Source organism: Pseudomonas sp. GW822-FHT02E03, from assembly GCF_058802325.1.
Genome location: NZ_JBXAOA010000016.1, coordinates 83,211 through 100,620 on the forward strand (window position 1 = coordinate 83,211; position 17,410 = coordinate 100,620).

The 17,410-nt window shown below is 59.9% G+C and carries 17 protein-coding genes; 7 read left to right on the forward strand and 10 right to left on the reverse strand.

Annotation, left to right across the window (positions count from 1 at the left end):
- Positions 1-130 precede the first annotated feature (130 nt).
- The gene (locus tag AC1RQB_RS14460) at positions 131-760 is read right to left on the reverse strand and encodes a ferric reductase-like transmembrane domain-containing protein (RefSeq protein ID WP_063343372.1); all 630 of its coding nucleotides are present in this window, start codon (positions 758-760) and stop codon (positions 131-133) included.
- A gap of 229 nt (positions 761-989) precedes the next feature.
- Here AC1RQB_RS14460 and glsB point away from each other — a divergent pair, with 229 nt between their 5' ends.
- From glsB to AC1RQB_RS14480, 4 genes are all read left to right on the forward strand, one after another.
- Positions 990-1,898 carry a glutaminase B gene (gene glsB, locus AC1RQB_RS14465; RefSeq protein ID WP_008072010.1) on the forward strand — a complete coding sequence of 303 codons (909 nt, stop codon included), beginning with the start codon at positions 990-992 and terminating at the stop codon, positions 1,896-1,898.
- 74 nt (positions 1,899-1,972) lie between these two features.
- Positions 1,973-3,091: a DUF3616 domain-containing protein gene (locus AC1RQB_RS14470; RefSeq protein WP_063343373.1), complete on the forward strand. Its 1,119-nt coding sequence runs from the start codon at positions 1,973-1,975 to the stop codon at positions 3,089-3,091.
- Between the two features lie 82 nt (positions 3,092-3,173).
- Positions 3,174-4,676: an aldehyde dehydrogenase family protein gene (locus AC1RQB_RS14475; RefSeq protein WP_063343374.1), complete on the forward strand. Its 1,503-nt coding sequence runs from the start codon at positions 3,174-3,176 to the stop codon at positions 4,674-4,676.
- 232 nt (positions 4,677-4,908) lie between these two features.
- Entirely contained in the window at positions 4,909-5,250 is a 342-nt protein-coding gene (locus AC1RQB_RS14480; RefSeq protein WP_063343375.1) for a BON domain-containing protein, read from the forward strand.
- A gap of 90 nt (positions 5,251-5,340) precedes the next feature.
- On the opposite strand, the gene AC1RQB_RS14485 is transcribed toward AC1RQB_RS14480, so the two are convergent.
- A complete protein-coding gene (locus AC1RQB_RS14485; protein WP_008072014.1) occupies positions 5,341-6,000 on the reverse strand; it encodes a carbonic anhydrase in 660 nt (219 codons plus the stop codon).
- 176 nt (positions 6,001-6,176) lie between these two features.
- Entirely contained in the window at positions 6,177-6,644 is a 468-nt protein-coding gene (gene cynS, locus AC1RQB_RS14490) for a cyanase (RefSeq protein WP_008072016.1), read from the reverse strand.
- Positions 6,645-6,761: 117 nt separating this feature from the next.
- On the opposite strand from cynS, the gene cynR reads away from it, so the two are divergent.
- Entirely contained in the window at positions 6,762-7,667 is a 906-nt protein-coding gene (cynR, locus tag AC1RQB_RS14495) for a transcriptional regulator CynR (protein WP_063343376.1), read from the forward strand.
- On the opposite strand, the gene AC1RQB_RS14500 is transcribed toward cynR, so the two are convergent.
- From AC1RQB_RS14500 to AC1RQB_RS14520, 5 genes are all read right to left on the reverse strand, one after another.
- The gene (locus tag AC1RQB_RS14500) at positions 7,653-7,952 is read right to left on the reverse strand and encodes a hypothetical protein (protein WP_063343377.1); all 300 of its coding nucleotides are present in this window, start codon (positions 7,950-7,952) and stop codon (positions 7,653-7,655) included. The two genes, cynR and AC1RQB_RS14500, sit on opposite strands and share 15 nt — an antisense overlap.
- A 126-nt stretch (positions 7,953-8,078) precedes the next feature.
- Positions 8,079-8,408 (reverse strand): hypothetical protein, encoded by a 330-nt coding sequence (locus tag AC1RQB_RS14505; protein ID WP_008072022.1) that lies wholly within the window; start codon positions 8,406-8,408, stop codon positions 8,079-8,081.
- 649 nt (positions 8,409-9,057) lie between these two features.
- Positions 9,058-9,597 carry a GNAT family N-acetyltransferase gene (locus AC1RQB_RS14510; RefSeq protein WP_063343378.1) on the reverse strand — a complete coding sequence of 180 codons (540 nt, stop codon included), beginning with the start codon at positions 9,595-9,597 and terminating at the stop codon, positions 9,058-9,060.
- A 164-nt stretch (positions 9,598-9,761) separates the two neighbouring features.
- The gene (locus tag AC1RQB_RS14515) at positions 9,762-11,711 is read right to left on the reverse strand and encodes a DNA topoisomerase III (RefSeq protein WP_063343953.1); all 1,950 of its coding nucleotides are present in this window, start codon (positions 11,709-11,711) and stop codon (positions 9,762-9,764) included.
- 115 nt (positions 11,712-11,826) lie between these two features.
- The gene (locus tag AC1RQB_RS14520; RefSeq protein ID WP_007907062.1) at positions 11,827-12,156 is read right to left on the reverse strand and encodes a DHCW motif cupin fold protein; all 330 of its coding nucleotides are present in this window, start codon (positions 12,154-12,156) and stop codon (positions 11,827-11,829) included.
- 149 nt (positions 12,157-12,305) lie between these two features.
- Between AC1RQB_RS14520 and AC1RQB_RS14525 the strand changes: the two genes are divergently transcribed.
- Entirely contained in the window at positions 12,306-12,668 is a 363-nt protein-coding gene (locus AC1RQB_RS14525; RefSeq protein WP_007907061.1) for a DUF427 domain-containing protein, read from the forward strand.
- A gap of 167 nt (positions 12,669-12,835) precedes the next feature.
- Here AC1RQB_RS14525 and AC1RQB_RS14530 read toward each other — a convergent pair whose 3' ends face one another.
- Positions 12,836-14,458 carry an MFS transporter gene (locus AC1RQB_RS14530; RefSeq protein WP_063343379.1) on the reverse strand — a complete coding sequence of 541 codons (1,623 nt, stop codon included), beginning with the start codon at positions 14,456-14,458 and terminating at the stop codon, positions 12,836-12,838.
- Between the two features lie 179 nt (positions 14,459-14,637).
- Positions 14,638-16,287, reverse strand: coding sequence for a GMC family oxidoreductase (locus AC1RQB_RS14535; protein WP_063343380.1), 1,650 nt, complete (start codon positions 16,285-16,287; stop codon positions 14,638-14,640).
- 133 nt (positions 16,288-16,420) lie between these two features.
- Between AC1RQB_RS14535 and AC1RQB_RS14540 the strand changes: the two genes are divergently transcribed.
- Positions 16,421-17,305 (forward strand): LysR family transcriptional regulator, encoded by an 885-nt coding sequence (locus tag AC1RQB_RS14540; RefSeq protein ID WP_063343381.1) that lies wholly within the window; start codon positions 16,421-16,423, stop codon positions 17,303-17,305.
- The last annotated feature ends 105 nt before the right edge of the window (positions 17,306-17,410 follow it).

The following is a 17,410-nucleotide window of genomic DNA, read 5'->3' on the forward strand; positions in this document are numbered from 1 at the left end:
GCTCCGAGGATTCATTGTGGGAGCGGGCTTGCTCGCGAAAGCGGTGTGTCAGGCGACATCAATGTTGACTGACACTCCCTCTTCGCGAGCAAGCCCGCTCCCACAGGGGAATGTTGGTGTTGTTGAGGTTTCATTCGGTCAATAACGCATGCCTGGTTGATCGTTTGTACTTCAACGCAATCTTGCCCAGCAGCCGAACGACGATTGCCGAGAACATCAGGCCGAACGGCAGGACGTACCACCCGCTCATGGGGATGCGTTTGAAGTTGGAGTAGGTGAACACCGCCGCGAGCACCCACATGCCGCTGACGTGCAGGGCTTTCCAGGGTTTGGGGCCGATCAGCCGCGCCGTGGTTTTGAACGAGGTCAGCGCCATCAGCAGAATGAACAGGTAACCGACCGAGCCCGGGACGTTGCCGACCGTGGTGCGGCTGGGCCAGAACTCGGGGTTCAGTTGGCCATAGCTGTAGATCAGGATGGCGTGCACCAGGTGGGAAAACGCGAAGGCCAGGCCGATGAAGCGTCGTTCGCGCACCAACGAACGGGTGAAAGGCGAGGGCACCAGCACGGCGAGGGCCGATGCGGTGAACGCGGCAAGAAACAGTGCAAACGAAGTGCGCGCGGTAGCGCGAATGGCGCTGCGGGTGGCTTCCACCAGATCCGGGTTCAGCAGCAGAATCAGGCCGGTCATCAACAGCACCAGCAAGGACAGCAAGCCAAACAACGACCAGCCGTGGTAACGGGGAACTTGGGTCATCATGACGACACTCCTGAGCAAGAGCCGACCCGGTTTTGCCGGTGGTCAGCGGACAGCAGGAGTTTTTCAACCGGGTGTATAGGCGGTATGTCCGAAAGATCGCCCGGCGCAAGTTCATGTATCCCGGGCCGCGACAGATACATTCCCATACAAAACTGTGATTCAGCCCCGACCAGCGGCGTCTAGCGACAGTGTCCCCGCAATCCCATGGGGCGAGACTTCGGAACCCGGCATGCAAGCGCTGTTGAACGAGATCCTTGACGCAGTCCGACCGTTGATCGGTCAGGGCAAAGTGGCTGACTACATTCCCGCCCTCGGCACAGTGCCGGCCAATCAGTTGGGCATTGCCGTGTATGGCAATGACGGCGAGTTGTTTTGTGCTGGAGACGCCGACACGCCGTTCTCGGTGCAGAGTATTTCCAAGGTGTTCAGCCTGGTGCAGGCCATCGACCATTCCGGCGAAGCGATATGGGAACGTTTGGGCCACGAGCCGTCCGGGCAACCGTTCAACTCGCTGGTGCAGCTGGAGTTCGAGCGCGGGCGCCCGCGCAATCCCTTCATCAACGCCGGCGCGTTGGTGATTTGCGACATCAACCAATCACGCTTTGCCGCGCCGGCATTGTCGATGCGCGATTTTGTCCGGCGCTTGTCCGGTAATCCGAATGTCATGGTGGACGGCAAGGTCGCCGAGTCGGAATACCAGCACCGTGCGCGCAACGCGGCCATGGCTTATCTGATGCAATCGTTCGGCAACTTTCATAACGACGTCGAAGCCGTGCTGCGCAGCTACTTCAGCCATTGCGCGCTACGCATGAGTTGCGTGGATCTGGCCCGCACGTTCTGCTTTCTGGCCAACGACGGTTTCTGCAAACACAGCGGCGCCCAGATCCTCAGCGCCCGCCAGACCCAGCAAGTCAACTCGATCATGGCCACCAGCGGGCTGTATGACGAAGCCGGTAACTTTGCCTATCGCGTCGGTCTGCCGGGCAAGAGCGGCGTGGGCGGGGGCATCGTCGCGGTAGTGCCGGGGCAATTCACGGTGTGCGTCTGGTCTCCGGAATTGAACGCTGCCGGCAACTCCCTCGCTGGCATGGCCGCACTGGAGTTGTTGAGTCAGCGGATTGGCTGGTCGGTGTTCTGATGACCTGTCTTGACTAGCGCCCGATGAACGCTACCGTGAAGCAGGCATTCTTTGACTCAAGGGGCGGGTACTTCATGGTGAATTTCGGTTCCGCGCTTCTGGTCTTCAATGACCCGGACACTCATTTGCGCAAAGGGTTGTCTGCCGTGGTCCAGATTGGCGACACCCTGTGGGTCGCCAATGATGAATCCTTGAGCCTGGAGCGCTTCACCTTGCGTGAGCGCGTCGGTGCGGGCGAGTTTCTGTTTGATCAGCACAAGCAATTCCCGTTGGCGTCCCTGTTGGCGCTGCCGGTCATCCCGACGATTGGCGAAGAATTCGTTGAGGCAGACCTGGAAGGCATGAGCTACGACCGCGACACGGGTTATCTCTGGATTGTGGGGTCTCACAGCCTGAAACGGAAAAAACCCGATAGCACCAAGTCCCTGAAGAAAAACGCCGAGCGTCTGGCAACTGTCAGTCGCGATGGCAATCGTTTTCTCTTGGCCCGGATTCCGGTGGTCGAAGAAAACGGGACGTTCACTTTGGTAAAGAGCACCATCAACGATGCTCGAGTTGCCGCCCAATTGTCCGGCGATCAACTGGGTAACGAATTGCTCGATGAACTCAAGGACGACGAGCATATAGGGGCATTTCTGCACATTCCCGGCAAGGACAACGGGTTCGATACCGAAGGCCTCGAGGTCAATGGCAAGCGGGTTTTTATCGGATTGCGCGGGCCTGTGCTGCGGGGCTGGACCATTGTTCTGGAGGTCGAACCCGAAGACCATCCCAAGGCCGTCCACACGCTGACGCTGAAAAAAATCGGGCCCAAGGGGCGCAAATACCGAAAGCATTTTCTCCAGCTGGATGGACTCGGCGTCAGGGACTTATGCATCGATGGTGACGACATGTTGATCCTGGCCGGGCCGACAATGAACCTCGACGGGCCTGTCAGCTTGTTTCGATGGCACAACGGCGCCAGACCAACAGACGAAAGTTTTGTCTTCAGCGAACAACTGACGCCGGCCCTGGAGGTTCCTTATGGGCAAGGAGAGGATAAAGGTCGCGATCATGCCGAAGGAATGACCTTTGTCAGCACCGCCGGCGTAGAAGAGCCCTTGCTGCTGGTGGTCTATGACGCGAACGCCGGATGGCGCAAACAGAGGAGCAATCGCCTGGAGCAAGATGTGTTTCGACTGGCAAAAAAGTAACGCCAGTGTGCCCCGGTGAATGACGCTTCATGGATTTTCCTATACATTTTCTGGCCGCTCTCCTGCATGGTGAAACCGTTTCATGTCTCTTGCGCTCGAACGTCTAGTCGCTGGCACGCCAATCCCTTTTGCCGGTAATCGTGTCACTGTCGTCAGCCCCGAACTGGCGGCGCGCTTTCAGCCCGGCGACCATCTGCTGGTGGAGCAGGTCAGCGGCGAATTGTTGTTGATCCCGGTGGCGGACCAGCAAGCGGCGGCTGTCGCCATCGAGCGCGCGGAATCGGCATTCGCTGCAATGTCCGGCGTCCCGGATCACGCCATCAGCGAGTTCTTCGATCATTTTGCTCAACGCTTGGAAACCCCGGAATGCTGGGCCCTGATTGCAGCCGCCAACCTGGCCGACATCGAGCGAGCCAAGGCGCGCGGGCGTTCCACCACGCGGTTGCTGGCCGATGAACGCATGCGCGGCGACATGATCGCCGGCCTGCGGGCCTGGCGTGATGCACCGGCCACTCGCGGCAAGGTCGTGAGCTGCGTCGAGCACGACGGCTGGAAAGTCGAGCAAGTGGTCTCGCCGCTGGGCATCGTCGCGTTCGTGTTCGAAGGCCGACCGAATGTCTTTGCCGATGCCGCCGGTGTATTGCGCACCGGTAACACCGCAGTGCTGCGCATTGGCAGCGACGCGTTGGGCACCGCCCAGGCCATCGTCACCCATGCATTGAATCCGGCACTGGCCGACGCCGGATTGCCGACCGGAGCAGTTTCGCTGGTGGAAAGCGTCAATCATGCCGCCGGTTGGGCGATGTTCGCCGACCGACGCCTGTCATTGGCCGTGGCCCGTGGGTCGGGACGGGCGGTCAGCCAGTTGGGCAGCATCGCGCAACAGGCCGGCACGGCCGTCAGCCTGCACGGCACTGGTGGCGCCTGGCTGATCGCCGACAAGGACGCCGATGCCCAGCGCTTTGCCGCCGTGGTGCGCAACTCGCTGGACCGCAAAGTCTGCAACACCCTGAACGTGTGCCTGATCCACCGCGATCGCGCTGCCGAACTGGTGCCGCTGTTTCTCGACGCACTGCAACAGGCCGGTACCGCTCGGGGCCAGGGCTGCAAGCTGCATATCGTCGAGGGGAGCGAGGCCTGTTTGCCGGCCGATTGGCAGAGCGCTAGCGTCGAGGTGTACCGCGCCGAAGGCTATCAGACCGAAGCGTTGACCGAACCGCTGCCCGAGGATCAATTGGGTCGCGAATGGGAATGGGAAGAAACCCCGGAAGTCAGCTTGAAGATCGTCGACGACCTGGAGCAGGCCATCGTCTTGTTCAACCGCTACAGCCCGCAATTCACCGTGTCGCTGATCAGTGAAGATGCCCAGGCGCAGGAGCGTTTCTACAACGCGGTCAACGCACCTTTTGTCGGCAACGGGATTACCCGCTGGGTCGATGGACAGTACGCGCTGAACAAGCCGGAACTGGGGCTTTCGAACTGGGAGAGTGGCCGACTGTTTGCGCGCAGCGCGATTCTCTCGGGGGATGGTGTGTTCACGATCCGTAGTCGCATGACGCAGACCAGTCTGTCGGTCAAGCGCTGAGACGTAAGCCGCGCAAACCTGTGGGAGCGAGGCTTGCCCGCGAAGAATGCACCGCGGTTTTCAGGTATTACGCGTCATCGTTCTTCGCGGGCAAGTCGGATCGCCGCACCGCTCGCTCCTACAGGATTTTCGTCGCCCCGACCGCAGGCAACGGCACGCACTATACTTAATGTGTGTCCGTGTCTGCGTGGGGACGGACAGCGCATCTGATTACGTCAGAGAGGGTTGCGCCATGAAACTTCATTCCTTTCAACATTATTCTCATGGTCTGGAAACGGTCGTTCACGACATGTGGATTACCGCCCGGGTGAAGTCGGCCCTGGCATTGGCCGAAACCACCCTCGGCCTGAATGTCCATGTCAAAACCCATGCGGGCAAGGTGGCATTGAGCGGCCGCGTCAACACTCACAGGCAGTGTGAGCAGGCTGTTGCTCTGGCCCGTTCGGTTCCTGGTGTCGTTGACATCGATGCCAGCGAATTGCTCACTCACGTGTTCACCCCAGGACATTCTCCAGAAGCACCGAATGCCGAAGAGACCACTGAGCGTCGGCCACCCTCGTCAGACGACAAATGACTATGGTGATCCAGTGAGTGTCATGCCTGTTCGCAGCCATGGACGGGCGTAGTCGCGTGCCAGCCCATTTTGTAACGCTGCGCCAAACCTTCAGGCGGCTTCGACCGCTTGGCCATAAACGGCACAGGTGTCCGGATGCTCGGCCAGCGATACGAAGTTGCGACGGCTGGCATCCAGCGCATCTACCGAGCCAGTCTCGATGTCATAAACCCAACCATGCAGATTCAGCAGGCCTTTTTCCTGGGCCAGACGCACGCTCGGGTGAGTCTGGATATTCGCCAGTTGGGCGATGACATTTTCCCGGACCATCGAACTCACCTTGGCTGCGTCGCTGGCGTGAGGGCGGGAGTCATTGATTACCTTGGCCGACTCGGCGTGTTGCAACCAGCCGCTGACGGCGGGCAGGTGATCCATGCATGTGCACTGGGCGATGGCGGTCATGGCGCCACAGTCCGAATGCCCGCAGATCACGATGTCCGTCACGCCCAATACCGCGACCGCATATTCGACCGTGGCCGACACGCCGCCGGGATGCGGACTGTACGAGGGCACGATATTGCCGGCATTGCGCACCACGAACAGTTCGCCGGGCTCTTGCTGAGTCAGCAATTCCGGTACTACGCGGCTATCGGAACAGGTGATGAACAACGTGCCGGGATGCTGGGTGGTGGCAAGGTGTTTGAACAGGTCGGTACGTTGCGGGAAGGCTTCTTTCTGGAACTTCAATAAACCTTCGATGAGCGCTTTCATGGCGGACTTCCTTGCATGAGTGAGGGGGGGTAATGCCAGTGAGTTAACACACAAAACCTGTGGGAGCGGGCTTGCCCGCGAAGAATGCACCACGGTTTTTCAGGTATTACGTGTCATCGTTCTTCGCGGGCAAGCCACGCTCCCACAGGTTCTGCGTCTTAATTGATTGGATTGTCTTAGAACGGACGCAACGGCAGGAACTTGCCGTCCAGGGTAATCACTGCGCGAGAACCACCTTCCGGATCTTCAACTTTCTTCATGTCCAGCTTGAAGTTGATCGCGCTGATGATGCCGTCGCCGAATTGCTCGTGAACCAGGGCTTTGAGCGTGGTGCCGTAGATCTGGATCATTTCGTAGAAACGGTAGATGGTCGGGTCGGTCGGGATACCCGAGAGGCTGCCGCGCAGCGGAATGATCTGCAGGCGGGCCACGGCGTCGGCGTCCAGTTCGAGTTTCTCGCCAATCACCTTGGCGGCAGCTTCCGGCAGCGGATGCTGGCCGAGCAGGGCGGCGGTGACATAGGCCAGGCCCAGGCCGGTGCCATCGGTCAAATCCTGCCAGGACAGATTCCTGCGCGCCTTGGCATCGAGGATCGAAGTGGTCAGGGCCAGACTCGGGTCCTGGTAAGCGTGGGACTGTTGCATGGTGTGACTCCTATCGGTTGTGGCTGGAAAGTGCAGCCATCTTCGGTCGATTGATTCATAGCGTCCAAGACCGATATACAATACTTCGCATAAGTCCTGCCTATAGATGGTGTGCCCATGCTGCTCCGACATTTGCGCTACTTGCTGGCAGTCGCCGACCACGGCGGCTTCACCCGCGCCGCCGAGGCGTTGCACGTCTCCCAACCGACGCTGTCCCAGCAGATCCGGCAACTGGAGGAAACCCTCGGCGTCAGCCTGTTCGACCGCACCTCGCGCACGGTCAAGCCGACCGATGCGGGGCAGGCCTATATCGAAAGTGCCCGTCGGGTACTCGTGGAACTTGAAGCGGGGAAACGTGCGCTGCATGACGTGAAGGACTTGTCTCGCGGCACTTTGCGACTGGCCATGACGCCAACGTTCATGGCGTATCTGGTGGGGCCGATGGTGCGCGACTACGTGGCGAAGTTTGCGAACATCCATCTGCAGATTTTCGAGTTATCGATGGATGACATCGAGGCCGGGTTGCTCGATGACTCGCTGGACATTGCCATTGCCTTTACCCCGGTGAGGAGCCCCGACATCGAGTGCCTGCCGGCATTTGTCGAGACCTTGGGCGTGATGGTCGGGCGCAGTCATCCGTTGTACGAGCGCCAGAACCCGTTATCGCCAAAGGAGGTGGCGCAATTGGATTTCGCGTTGCTGACGCCGGGCTTCATCACCCGATCCTCCATCGACGGGTATTTTCGGCAGCAGAACATCACGCCCAAAGTGGCGATCGAGGTGAACTCGGTGAGTACGCTGTTGGAGGTCATTCGTCACGCGCCGATGGCCACCATCCTGCCGGAACCCATCGCCACTGCGGAGAGGGCATTGCGCAAAATTCCGCTGCAGGGGGCGGCGCCCAACCGAGGGGCCGCGCTGCTTCGGCGCAAAAACAACTATCACAGTGCGGCGTCGATGGCCTTTATGGACCTGGCGTTGGGCGCGGCTGCGGTCGAGTCGGCGAAGTCAGTCATCCACTGATTGGCACAGCCCATTGGGAGCCTTGCCGGTGGAGGACACGGTCACCGAATCGTCATCGGCGAGGATGATCGAGATCGTGATGCCCGAACCCCTGGCTTCGAAGTGGCGATCGTTGATGGCTTTGGTTACCGCCTCTTTGCTGTTGATCAATACCGGACCGTCCTGATCCGCATGGACGACGACTTTACCGGGGCAGTCCACATCGAATGAGGGAATGCCAGGGAGGGTGTTCGCATGGACAGAATTCGCCATCGCGAACATTATGAATATCAGGATTTTGTTCATCGCAAGCCTCCAGGGATCCAGCAGGGCATACGGTTAACCATAGCTTTATTTGGTGCGCACGAGACAAACGAAAAGGCCCCGCTCGATACTCCGAGCGGGGCCTTCTTTCTTTACTGAGGGGGGATATCAATACAAGCGATCAATCACCCGAACTTCGTTCTGGTTCTGCATCGATGCCCACGCCTGTTTCAGCGTTTGCAGCACATTACCGATGAAGTCTTTGTCGGCCGCGGCTTTCTTGCCGACATAACCCTGGCCGCGACGGTACATCTTCAGTCGGGCGAGCAGGTTCTGGTTGTTCCGGTCGAACTCTTCTTCGTGGGCATGGGGCGACAGGCAGTCGATATGGACCTGGCCCGATTTGCTGATCCACAGAATATGGCTGTCCTGGCTGTCTTTTTGCGCAGCGAACAAGCGAGCCAGTTCATCGATAGTAGGTTGATTGTTCAGATTCATTGTAAGCCCCTTGACCATTTGGTGATCTTTCAAAGTTGATTCGCTAATACAAGTAGCCCATCGGTTAGTTGATCCCTGGCACCGAAACCAGGACGTCAGCGGTCGGCCGTCAATACGACGGGGTCTCGCGTCTGTTGCATGTAGTCGTGTTGAATAACTGCTACGCAATAGCGTCACAACGAAGAGAAGCGGCGAAAACCTGGAGGCCACTGCCGACGTTTTCAGGGTCGGCCACAAGCTTCATGAGGATTGATCGCCAGCGCTTCTCGTCCTTTGTACTGGACGTTCAGGCCAGGTCAGCTTCTTCAATCTGCCTTGTGGGCAGCGTGTATCCGGGAAAAACAGCTCGGCGGTCAGACGAGCTTGCTCAAACGTGTTGCCTGTACTCCCGATCGGGGAGATGTCTGCATCATGCAAGGGCAAATCGGAGGCGTCAACGGTTTTGTAGTGATTATTTTTGTTCACTACATATTGTCGGACAAAGTGGTTTTGGAATTAGAAAGTCGGCGTGGCTAGCACCAGCAGAACTTTTGCGGTGCTGGAATCGTCAAGATCGCAGCCTTCCGTAGGAGCGAGGCTTGCCCGCGAAGAACGATGACGCGGTCCAGCAGTTTGTCCGTGTGATGGCCTTCGCGGGCAAGCCTCGCTCCTACGGGGCCGGGGTAGGAGTTGCCGCAGGCTGCGATCTTTTAAAGCGGTAAACGGTGCATGGATAACCATCGATCGGCAGGTGATGCAGGGTGAACTCACCGCCCGTGAGATCAGGTATTACCCTGGCCCAGAACCGCTGCGCAGGCTGGTTGGCATCGATGTGGAAAATCTGCCATTGACCGGGGAGCCGGTTCAAGAGGGCGCAGACGACAAACTTCGCGACGCCTTGGCCACGAAAGCGTCGGCTGACAAAAAAGTAGCCGATGTTGTGCTCCGCACCGACGATATGGGTTTCGTTATCCACGGTCACGAAACCGGCAAGCTCGCCGTCGACCTTGATCAGAAACGGCCTGGTTGCCGGGTTTCGCCAGTAGTCCTGTTTGGGCTGGATGTTGAAGAGGCCATGTTCACCGAGTTTCAGTGGCAGCCATTCGCTGAAGTCATACACGTAGAACTGCATCAGGTTCTCGATGGTTTCCAGTTCGTCGCGCTGAGCGGCGTGCAGTTCTATTGAGGGCTGATTCCTGATTGTCTCCATGGTCGTACCTTTTCAGAAAGCAGGGCTGTTGCCTGATGCGCCGCAAAACCTGTAGGAGCGAGGCTTGCCCGCGAAGAACGATAACGCGTAATACCTGAAAAACCGCGGTGAATTCTTCGCGGGCAAGCCACGCTCCTACAGGTTTCGATTCGTTGCAAGTGCCCTCAAGCCTTGCCCGTCGGTTTCGCCACGCGTTTGGCACCGGTCGAAGGCTTGCGTTTGGCCGGTTTGCGTTTGTTCTTCCACGGTGTGGCGCCACGCCCGGCCGGGCTTGCCGGTCCGCTGATGGTCAGGTTCAGGCCGGCGCAACGGGCCACTTGCTTGCTCATCCACGCCGCCTGTTTGGTGACGAATTCTTCCAGACTCATTTCACCGCTCTGCACCATGTCCAGGGCCTGCTCCCAAATCGCCGTGGTACCGGGATCGGCAATCGCGCGCGGCACGGCATCGATCAGGCTGAACGCTGCCGGTGTCGCCGCCAGGGCCTTGCCGTTCTTGATCAGGTAGCCGCGGTCCAGCAGGCCCTGGATGATCGAGGCGCGTGTGGCTTCGGTGCCGATGCCGGTGGTGTCCTTGAGCTTTTGCTTGAGCAGTGGATCTTCCACCAGTTTGGCGACGTTCTTCATCGCCTTGATCAGATCGCCTTCGGTGAACGGTTTGGGCGGCTGGGTCCAGAGGTCCTTGAGCTTCACATCGGCCACCGCGCAGTCACGCCCTTCGGCCAGTGCCGGCAGTGTTTGCGGTGCCGGTGCTTCGCGGCCCTTGGCGGGTGCGAGGGCCTCGGGCAGGGCGCGTTTCCAGCCGGGCTCGACAATCTGCTTGCCCACCGCGCGCAAGGCTTCACCGGCGCAGTCGAAGTCGGCCTGGGTCCGGTCGTATTCATGGTTGGGCAGGAACTGCGCCAGGTAACGTGCACGAATCAGGGTGTAGACCGCCCGTTGTTTGCCTGCCAGGCGGTCGAGGTTTTTCGCCGCCGCCGTGGGGATGATGCCGTGGTGAGCGCTGACCTTGGCATCGTTCCAGGCCCGTGAGCGGCGCAGGGGCTCCAGGTGATCGTGCAAGGCGTTCAGGGCCGGATCGGCCTGCCTCAGCGCAGCAAGAATGCTTGGGGCTTCGCTGTGCTGACTCAGCGGCAGGTAGCCGCAGTCGCTGCGCGGGTAGGTAATGACTTTGTGGGTTTCATACAGCGCCTGGGCGATGTCGAGGGTTTCCTGGGCGCCGAGCCCGAGCTTTTTCGAGCAGACTTCCTGCAAGGTGCCCAGGTCGAACGGCAAAGGCGCGACTTCGCGCATGCGTTCGGTGCGCAGTTTGATCACCCGAGCGCTTGCTGCGTTGCCCATTGCGTAGGCTGCCTGTTGCGCCAAGGCTTGATTCAGGCAGCGATCCTGATCATCGCAAGCGTCGGAGGCCGCGCGCCATTGGGCGGTGAACGCGGTGCCGTCGTGCAGCAGTTGCACATCGATCGCCCAATAAGCGACCGGGACGAAATCGGCAATGCTGCGGTCGCGATCCACCACCAGGCGCAAGGTCGGCGTCTGCACCCGACCGACCGGCAACACACCCTGATAGCCGGACTGACGCCCCAGCAGGGTGAACAGTCGACTCATGTTCATCCCGATCAACCAGTCGGCCCGGGAGCGCCCCAACGCCGAATGATAAAGGCTGAACGTCTCGGCCCCCGGCTTGAGCGCCGCCAGTGCCTTGCGGATCGATGCATCGTCCAGCGCCGACAGCCACAGCCGCCGGATCGGCCCGCGATAACGGCAATGTTCCACCAGCTCCCGGGCGATCATCTCGCCCTCACGATCGGCGTCGGTGGCAATCACCAGTTCACTGGCTTCGCCGAGCAAGCGTTTGACCGCCTTGTACTGGCTGGCCGTGCGCGGTTTGACGGTCATCTTCCATTTTTCGGGAATGATCGGCAGATCTGCCAGCACCCAACGCTTGTAACGTGCGTCATAGGCATCCGGCGGTGCGGTTTCCAGCAGATGGCCGATGCACCAGGTCACCGTGACACCCGTTCCCAGCCAGCAGCCGTCGCCCCGACGCTTGGCGCCGAGTACGGCGGCGATGTCTTTGGCCTGGGAGGGTTTTTCACAGAGGTACAGCTGCATAACCACCATCATCAATCAGTGTTCGAGAGGTGCACAGAATGGCGGCTGATGAGCGATGGAGCAATCTTTATCTGTATGGATGTACAGCTTAAGCTGTTGCGGTTGATGACAGCCGTCAGTCCACCACAAACAACCTGGCGCCAATGGCGGTGGATGAACGATGCGCTTCGGCATTGTCCGCGACCTGATAGCTCATGCCCGGCGTGAGGACGAAGACTCGACCATCCTCCAGTTCGGTGTGCAGTTCCCCTTCCAGGCAAAACAGCACATGCCCCTTTGAGCACCAGTGATCGGCCAGATACCCCGGCGTGTATTCGACGATACGCGCGCGAATCGCGCCGAACTGCCGGGTGCGCCACAGGGCGCTGCCAGTCTCGCCCGGGTGTTCGGTGGGTTCGATTTGCGACCAGTCGGTGGTGCCGAAGGGGATATTGGCAATGTCCATGCTGCTCTCCTGGTGAGGCATGCTGTTTTGGGGGCTTCACTGTAGCGCAAGCAAGCTCCGTTCGGCTGTGAAGCAGTCGCGATACCGAAACATGAGGTATACCTGTCGGAGCGCGGATACAGCGCAGCAGCGACAGAGGATCCTACTCTATGAAAGCCCCCGGACCCGGTAATCCCATCGCCATCAGCCCTCAACCCGGCTGCGTGGTGGTGAAGTTCCATGGCATTCAAGTGGCGTCATCCACTCGGGCGCTGGTGATGCATGAGGCCAATTATCCTCCGGTGTACTACATCCCGCGGGAGGACATTGCCGAACAATATTTCGCCCGCACCGACCACACCAGCTATTGCCCGTACAAGGGCGATGCCAGCTATTTCAGCCTGCAAATCCCTGGGCATGAAGGGGCCAATGCGGTATGGAGTTATGAGCATCCGAAGGTATCAGTCGCGCAGATTGGCGGGTATGTGGCGTTTTATCCTGAAGAAGTGACGTTTGAGGTGCTCGACACCTGATGTACCGAAAGCATTGTGGTGTAGGGACTTGTTGCCTGAACGCAATCCATGTGGGAGCGGGCTTGCTCGCGAAGGCGGTGTGCCAGGCAACATTGATGTCGACTGACACTCCCTCTTCGCGAGCAAGCCCGCTCCCACAGGTAAGCCAGGGCTAGAGGTTCGCGTCGTCAGTTCTTGTCCAGATCCACATCCTTCGTCTCACGCAAACACATCATTCCCACCACCAGGCTCACCCCGGTAATCACCACCGGGTACCACAGCCCGTAGAAAATATCCCCGGTGTACACCACCAAGGCAAACGACACCGTCGGCAGGAAACCACCGAACCAGCCGTTACCAATGTGGTAGGGCAGGGACATGGAGGTGTAGCGGATGCGGGTCGGGAACAGTTCAACCATCAGCGCCGCCAGCGGGCCGTAGCACATGGCGGAGATGATGATCAGCGCGACGATCAGCGCCACGATCATCGGTTTGTTGATCAGCTGGGTGTCGGCTTGTGACGGATACCCGGCCAGGGTCACTGCGCCGCGCAGGGCGGCTTCATCGTAGCCATCGATTTTCACCTCGCCGATACTCACCTGCACGGCGCTGCCGGCCGGGGCCGCTTCGCTGTTGTAGGGCAGGCCCTGTTTGACCAGGAAGGTTTTGACCTTGTCGCACGGGCTATCAAATTTAGCCTTGCCCACCGGGTCGAACTGGAAGGTGCAGGTGGCCGGGTCGGCCAGCACGGTGATCGGTGCCTGGCGGCTGGCCTGGTCGATGGCCGGGTTGGCGTAATGGGCCAGGGTCTTGAAGATCGGGAAGTACAGCGCGGTGGCCAGCAACAGGCCGATCATCAGCACCGGTTTGCGCCCGACCTTGTCCGACAGCCAGCCAAAAAAGATGAAGAACGGTGCGCCGATGATCACGCTGACGATCAGCAAACTGTTGGCCAGGGCCGGGTCCATTTTCAGGAACTGGGTGAGGAAGAACAGGACGTAGAACTGTGCCGCGTAGAAGGTCACCGCTTGCCCGGCGTTGATGCTGAATAGCGCAATCAGCACCACTTTGAGGTTGTCCCATTTGCCGAAGGAATCGCGCAGCGGCGACTTGCAGAGCTTGCCTTCTTCTTTCATTTTCACGAACGCAGGCGATTCATGCAGGCTCAGGCGGATCCAGGTCGAGATGCCCAGCAGCACGATCGAAAACAGAAACGGAATGCGCCAGCCCCAGACTTCGAACTGGTCGCCGGTGAAGTAGCGGCAGCCGAGCACCACCAGCAGCGACAGCAGCAAGCCGAGGGTGGCGGTGGACTGAATCCAGCTGGTGTGGAAACCGCGTTTGCCCATTGGTGCGTGTTCGGCGACGTAAGTGGCAGCGCCGCCGTACTCACCGCCCAGTGCCAGGCCCTGAAGCATGCGCAACACCACGAGGATGATCGGCGCGGCAATGCCGATGCTCGCGTAGGTGGGCAGTAAGCCGACGCAGAACGTCGCCACCCCCATGAGGACGATGGTTGCAAGGAACGTGTATTTACGCCCGATCATGTCCCCCAAGCGTCCGAACACCAGCGCACCGAATGGCCGCACGATGAAGCCGGCGGCGAAGGCCATGAGCGCGAAGATGAACGCCGTGGTGTCGTTGACCCCGGCGAAGAACTGTTTGCTGATGACCGCCGCGAGGGCGCCATAGAGGAAAAAGTCGTACCACTCGAACACCGTCCCGAGGGACGAAGCGAAGATGACTTTCTGGGTTTCCTGACTGGTGCCGGCGCTGCGGACGGCTTCCATGGGCTGAACATGTTCTGACATATCGGTATCCCTCACAGTGATTGTTTTTGTTGTTCCACTGTCGGCACCAGCCTTGTGGGCGGGTGCCGCGTTTATCCATAAAGCGGGGTGTACGTCGATCTTTGTAGGAGCGAAGCTTGCTCGCGAAGGCGTCAGACCTGACACACCGCGTCATCGTTCTTCGCGGGCAAGCCTCGCTCCTACAGTGGGTTGCTCAGCAGTTCCTTCTGCGGGTTGAGGCTCCTTGTGCTGGGGCTGAGCATCAGTTGCGCGGCTTTCTCAGCGATCATCAGCGTAGGCGAACAGGTATTGCCCGAGGTGATGCGCGGCATGATCGAGGCGTCGGCGATGCGCAGCCCTGGGATGCCGTGAACGCGCAACTCGGCGTCGACCACCGCGTGCGCATCGTTGCCCATCCGGCAGGTGCCCACCGGGTGGAAAATCGTCGTGCCGATCCGGGCGGCGGCTTCGTGCAATTGTTCTTCGCTCTGCAAGCTGTCGCCGGGTAGGTACTCGACCGGTTTGAACGCTTGCAAGGCGGGTGCGGAGACGATGCGGCGGGTCAGGCGGATGGCGTCAGCTGCTACTCGCAAGTCTTCAGGATGGCTCAGGTAGTTGGGCTGAATCAGCGGCGCTTCCCGCGGGTCGGCGGAGCGAATGTCTATCCGGCCACGGCTTTGCGGACGCAGATCGCAGACCGATGCAGTGAACGCGGGGAAGGCGTGCAGCGGCTCGCCGAAACGCTCCAGCGACAACGGTTGCACGTGGTATTCGAGGTTCGCCGAGGTTTGCTCCGGCCCCGAACGGGCGAAGGCACCAAGTTGGCTCGGGGCCATGGACAGCGGGCCGCTGCGGTCATACAAATAACGCAGGCCCATGCCCATCTTGCCCCACAGCGTGCCGGCGATCTGGTTCAGGGTGCGGGCGTTTTCCAGTTTGTAGATCAGCCGCAGTTGCAGGTGATCCTGCAGGTTGCCGCCCACGCCGGGCAGTTCATGGGTAACGCCGATGCCCAGTTTCTGCAGCAGCGGGCGAGGGCCGATACCGGAACGCTGAAGAATGCCCGGTGAACCGACGGCACCGGCACACAGGACGATTTCCTTACGCGCCTTGAAGGTTTTCGCCTGGTCTTGCCAACGTGCGCTGACCGCCGAGGCACGGCCGTTTTCCAGCAGTACGCGGTCCACTTCGACGTCGGTCAGCACCGTCAGATTGGCGCGCTGGCGGATCGGTTTGAGAAACGCTTTGGCCGCGTTCCAGCGGATCCCGGCTTTTTGATTGACCTGGAAGTAGCCGCAGCCTTCGTTGTCGCCCTGATTGAAGTCATCGATGCTGGCGATGCCGCTTTGCTCGGCTGCCGTGCGAAACGCATCAAGGATCGGCCACGACAGCCGCTGCCGCTCGACTCGCCATTGCCCGGCAGCGCCGTGAAATTCCGAGTCGCCGGCAAAATGGTTTTCGCTTTGCTTGAACAGTGGCAGCACGTCTTGCCAGCCCCAGCCGGCATTGCCCTCGGCCGCCCAGCCGTCGTAATCGCCGGCCTGGCCACGCATGTAGATCATGCCGTTGATCGAGGAACAGCCGCCGAGCACCTTGCCGCGCGGGTAGCTCAGGGCGCGGCCTTGCAGGCCCGGTTGCGTTTCGGTCTTGAAGCACCAATCGGTGCGCGGATTGCCGATGCAGAACAGGTAACCCACCGGGATGTGAATCCACGGGTAGTTATCGCGGCCGCCGGCTTCGAGCAGCAGCACCCGGTGCTGCGGGTTGGCTGATAGTCGATTGGCCAGCAAACAACCGGCCGGCCCGGCGCCGACCACGATGTAGTCGTATTCATCAAGGGAAGTCTGCATCCCTGACCTCGTGTTGTTGTTCTTGTTGTCGGTCATCCTAGTTGTTAGCTTTCGTTAAAAGAATGTTAGTTTTTGCGCAGCCGCTGTGCGTTTTTAAACAGCGTCATTAACGGCATAACGTCAAGGATGGTTCATGTTCGACTGGAATGACCTGCGGTTTTTTCTCGAATTGCAGCGCAGCGGCCGCTTGCTCACCGCCGCCCGCCGTTTGAACACCACCCACGCCACCGTGGCCCGGCACATCGAAGCCATCGAAAAAAGCCTCGGCACTGCGCTGTTCGTCCAGCATGCCCAGGGCTACGAATTGACCCCGGCCGGCGAAGCACTGCTCAAACACGCCGAAGCCATGGAAAACGTCGCGCTGCTGGCTCAGGAAGAAATCACCCAGTCATCCGCGCCGCTGGGCAAGATCCGCGTCGGGGTGACGGAAGGGCTGGGCATCATGTTCCTCGCCAGCCGCATGAACGGGTTGTTCGAACGCTATCCGGGGCTGGAAGTGGAGCTGGTGGCGGTGCCGCGCTTCGTCAGCATCCTCAACCGCGAAGCGGAGATCAGCATCCACCTGGAACGCCCGGCTGCCGACATGCTGGTCACCCGCAAACTCACCGATTACCGACTGGCGCTCTATGCCAGCCAGGCCTATCTGGACCGCTCGCCACCACTGCACAGCCGCGAAGACCTCGGCCGTCATGCGTGGATCGGCTACGTCGACGACTTGCTGTTCAGCCAGGAACTGATGTTCCTCAACAGCTTCTGCCGCAACCCCCAGGTGGTCTTTCACAGCACCAGCGTCATCGCCCAGCAACAGGCCGCGCGCTCGGGGTTGGGGATTGCTGTGCTGCCGTGCTACATGGCCAGCGCCGATCCCCAACTGGTGCCGTTGTTGCCGGATGAAAGCATCCAGCGCAGTTACTGGATCAGTACGCGGCGCGAGCTGCACAAATCCGTGCGATTGCGGGTGCTGTGGGATTACGTGGTGGAGTTGTGTGAGCGCGAGCAGGGGTTGTTGCTGGGATAGTAAATATCAAAAAATCGCGGCCTTCTGCGGCTCCTAAGGGAGAGGTGTAGGAGCTACCGGAAGGCCGCGATCTTTTGATCTTGGAAGAGTGTCAGATTCATTTTT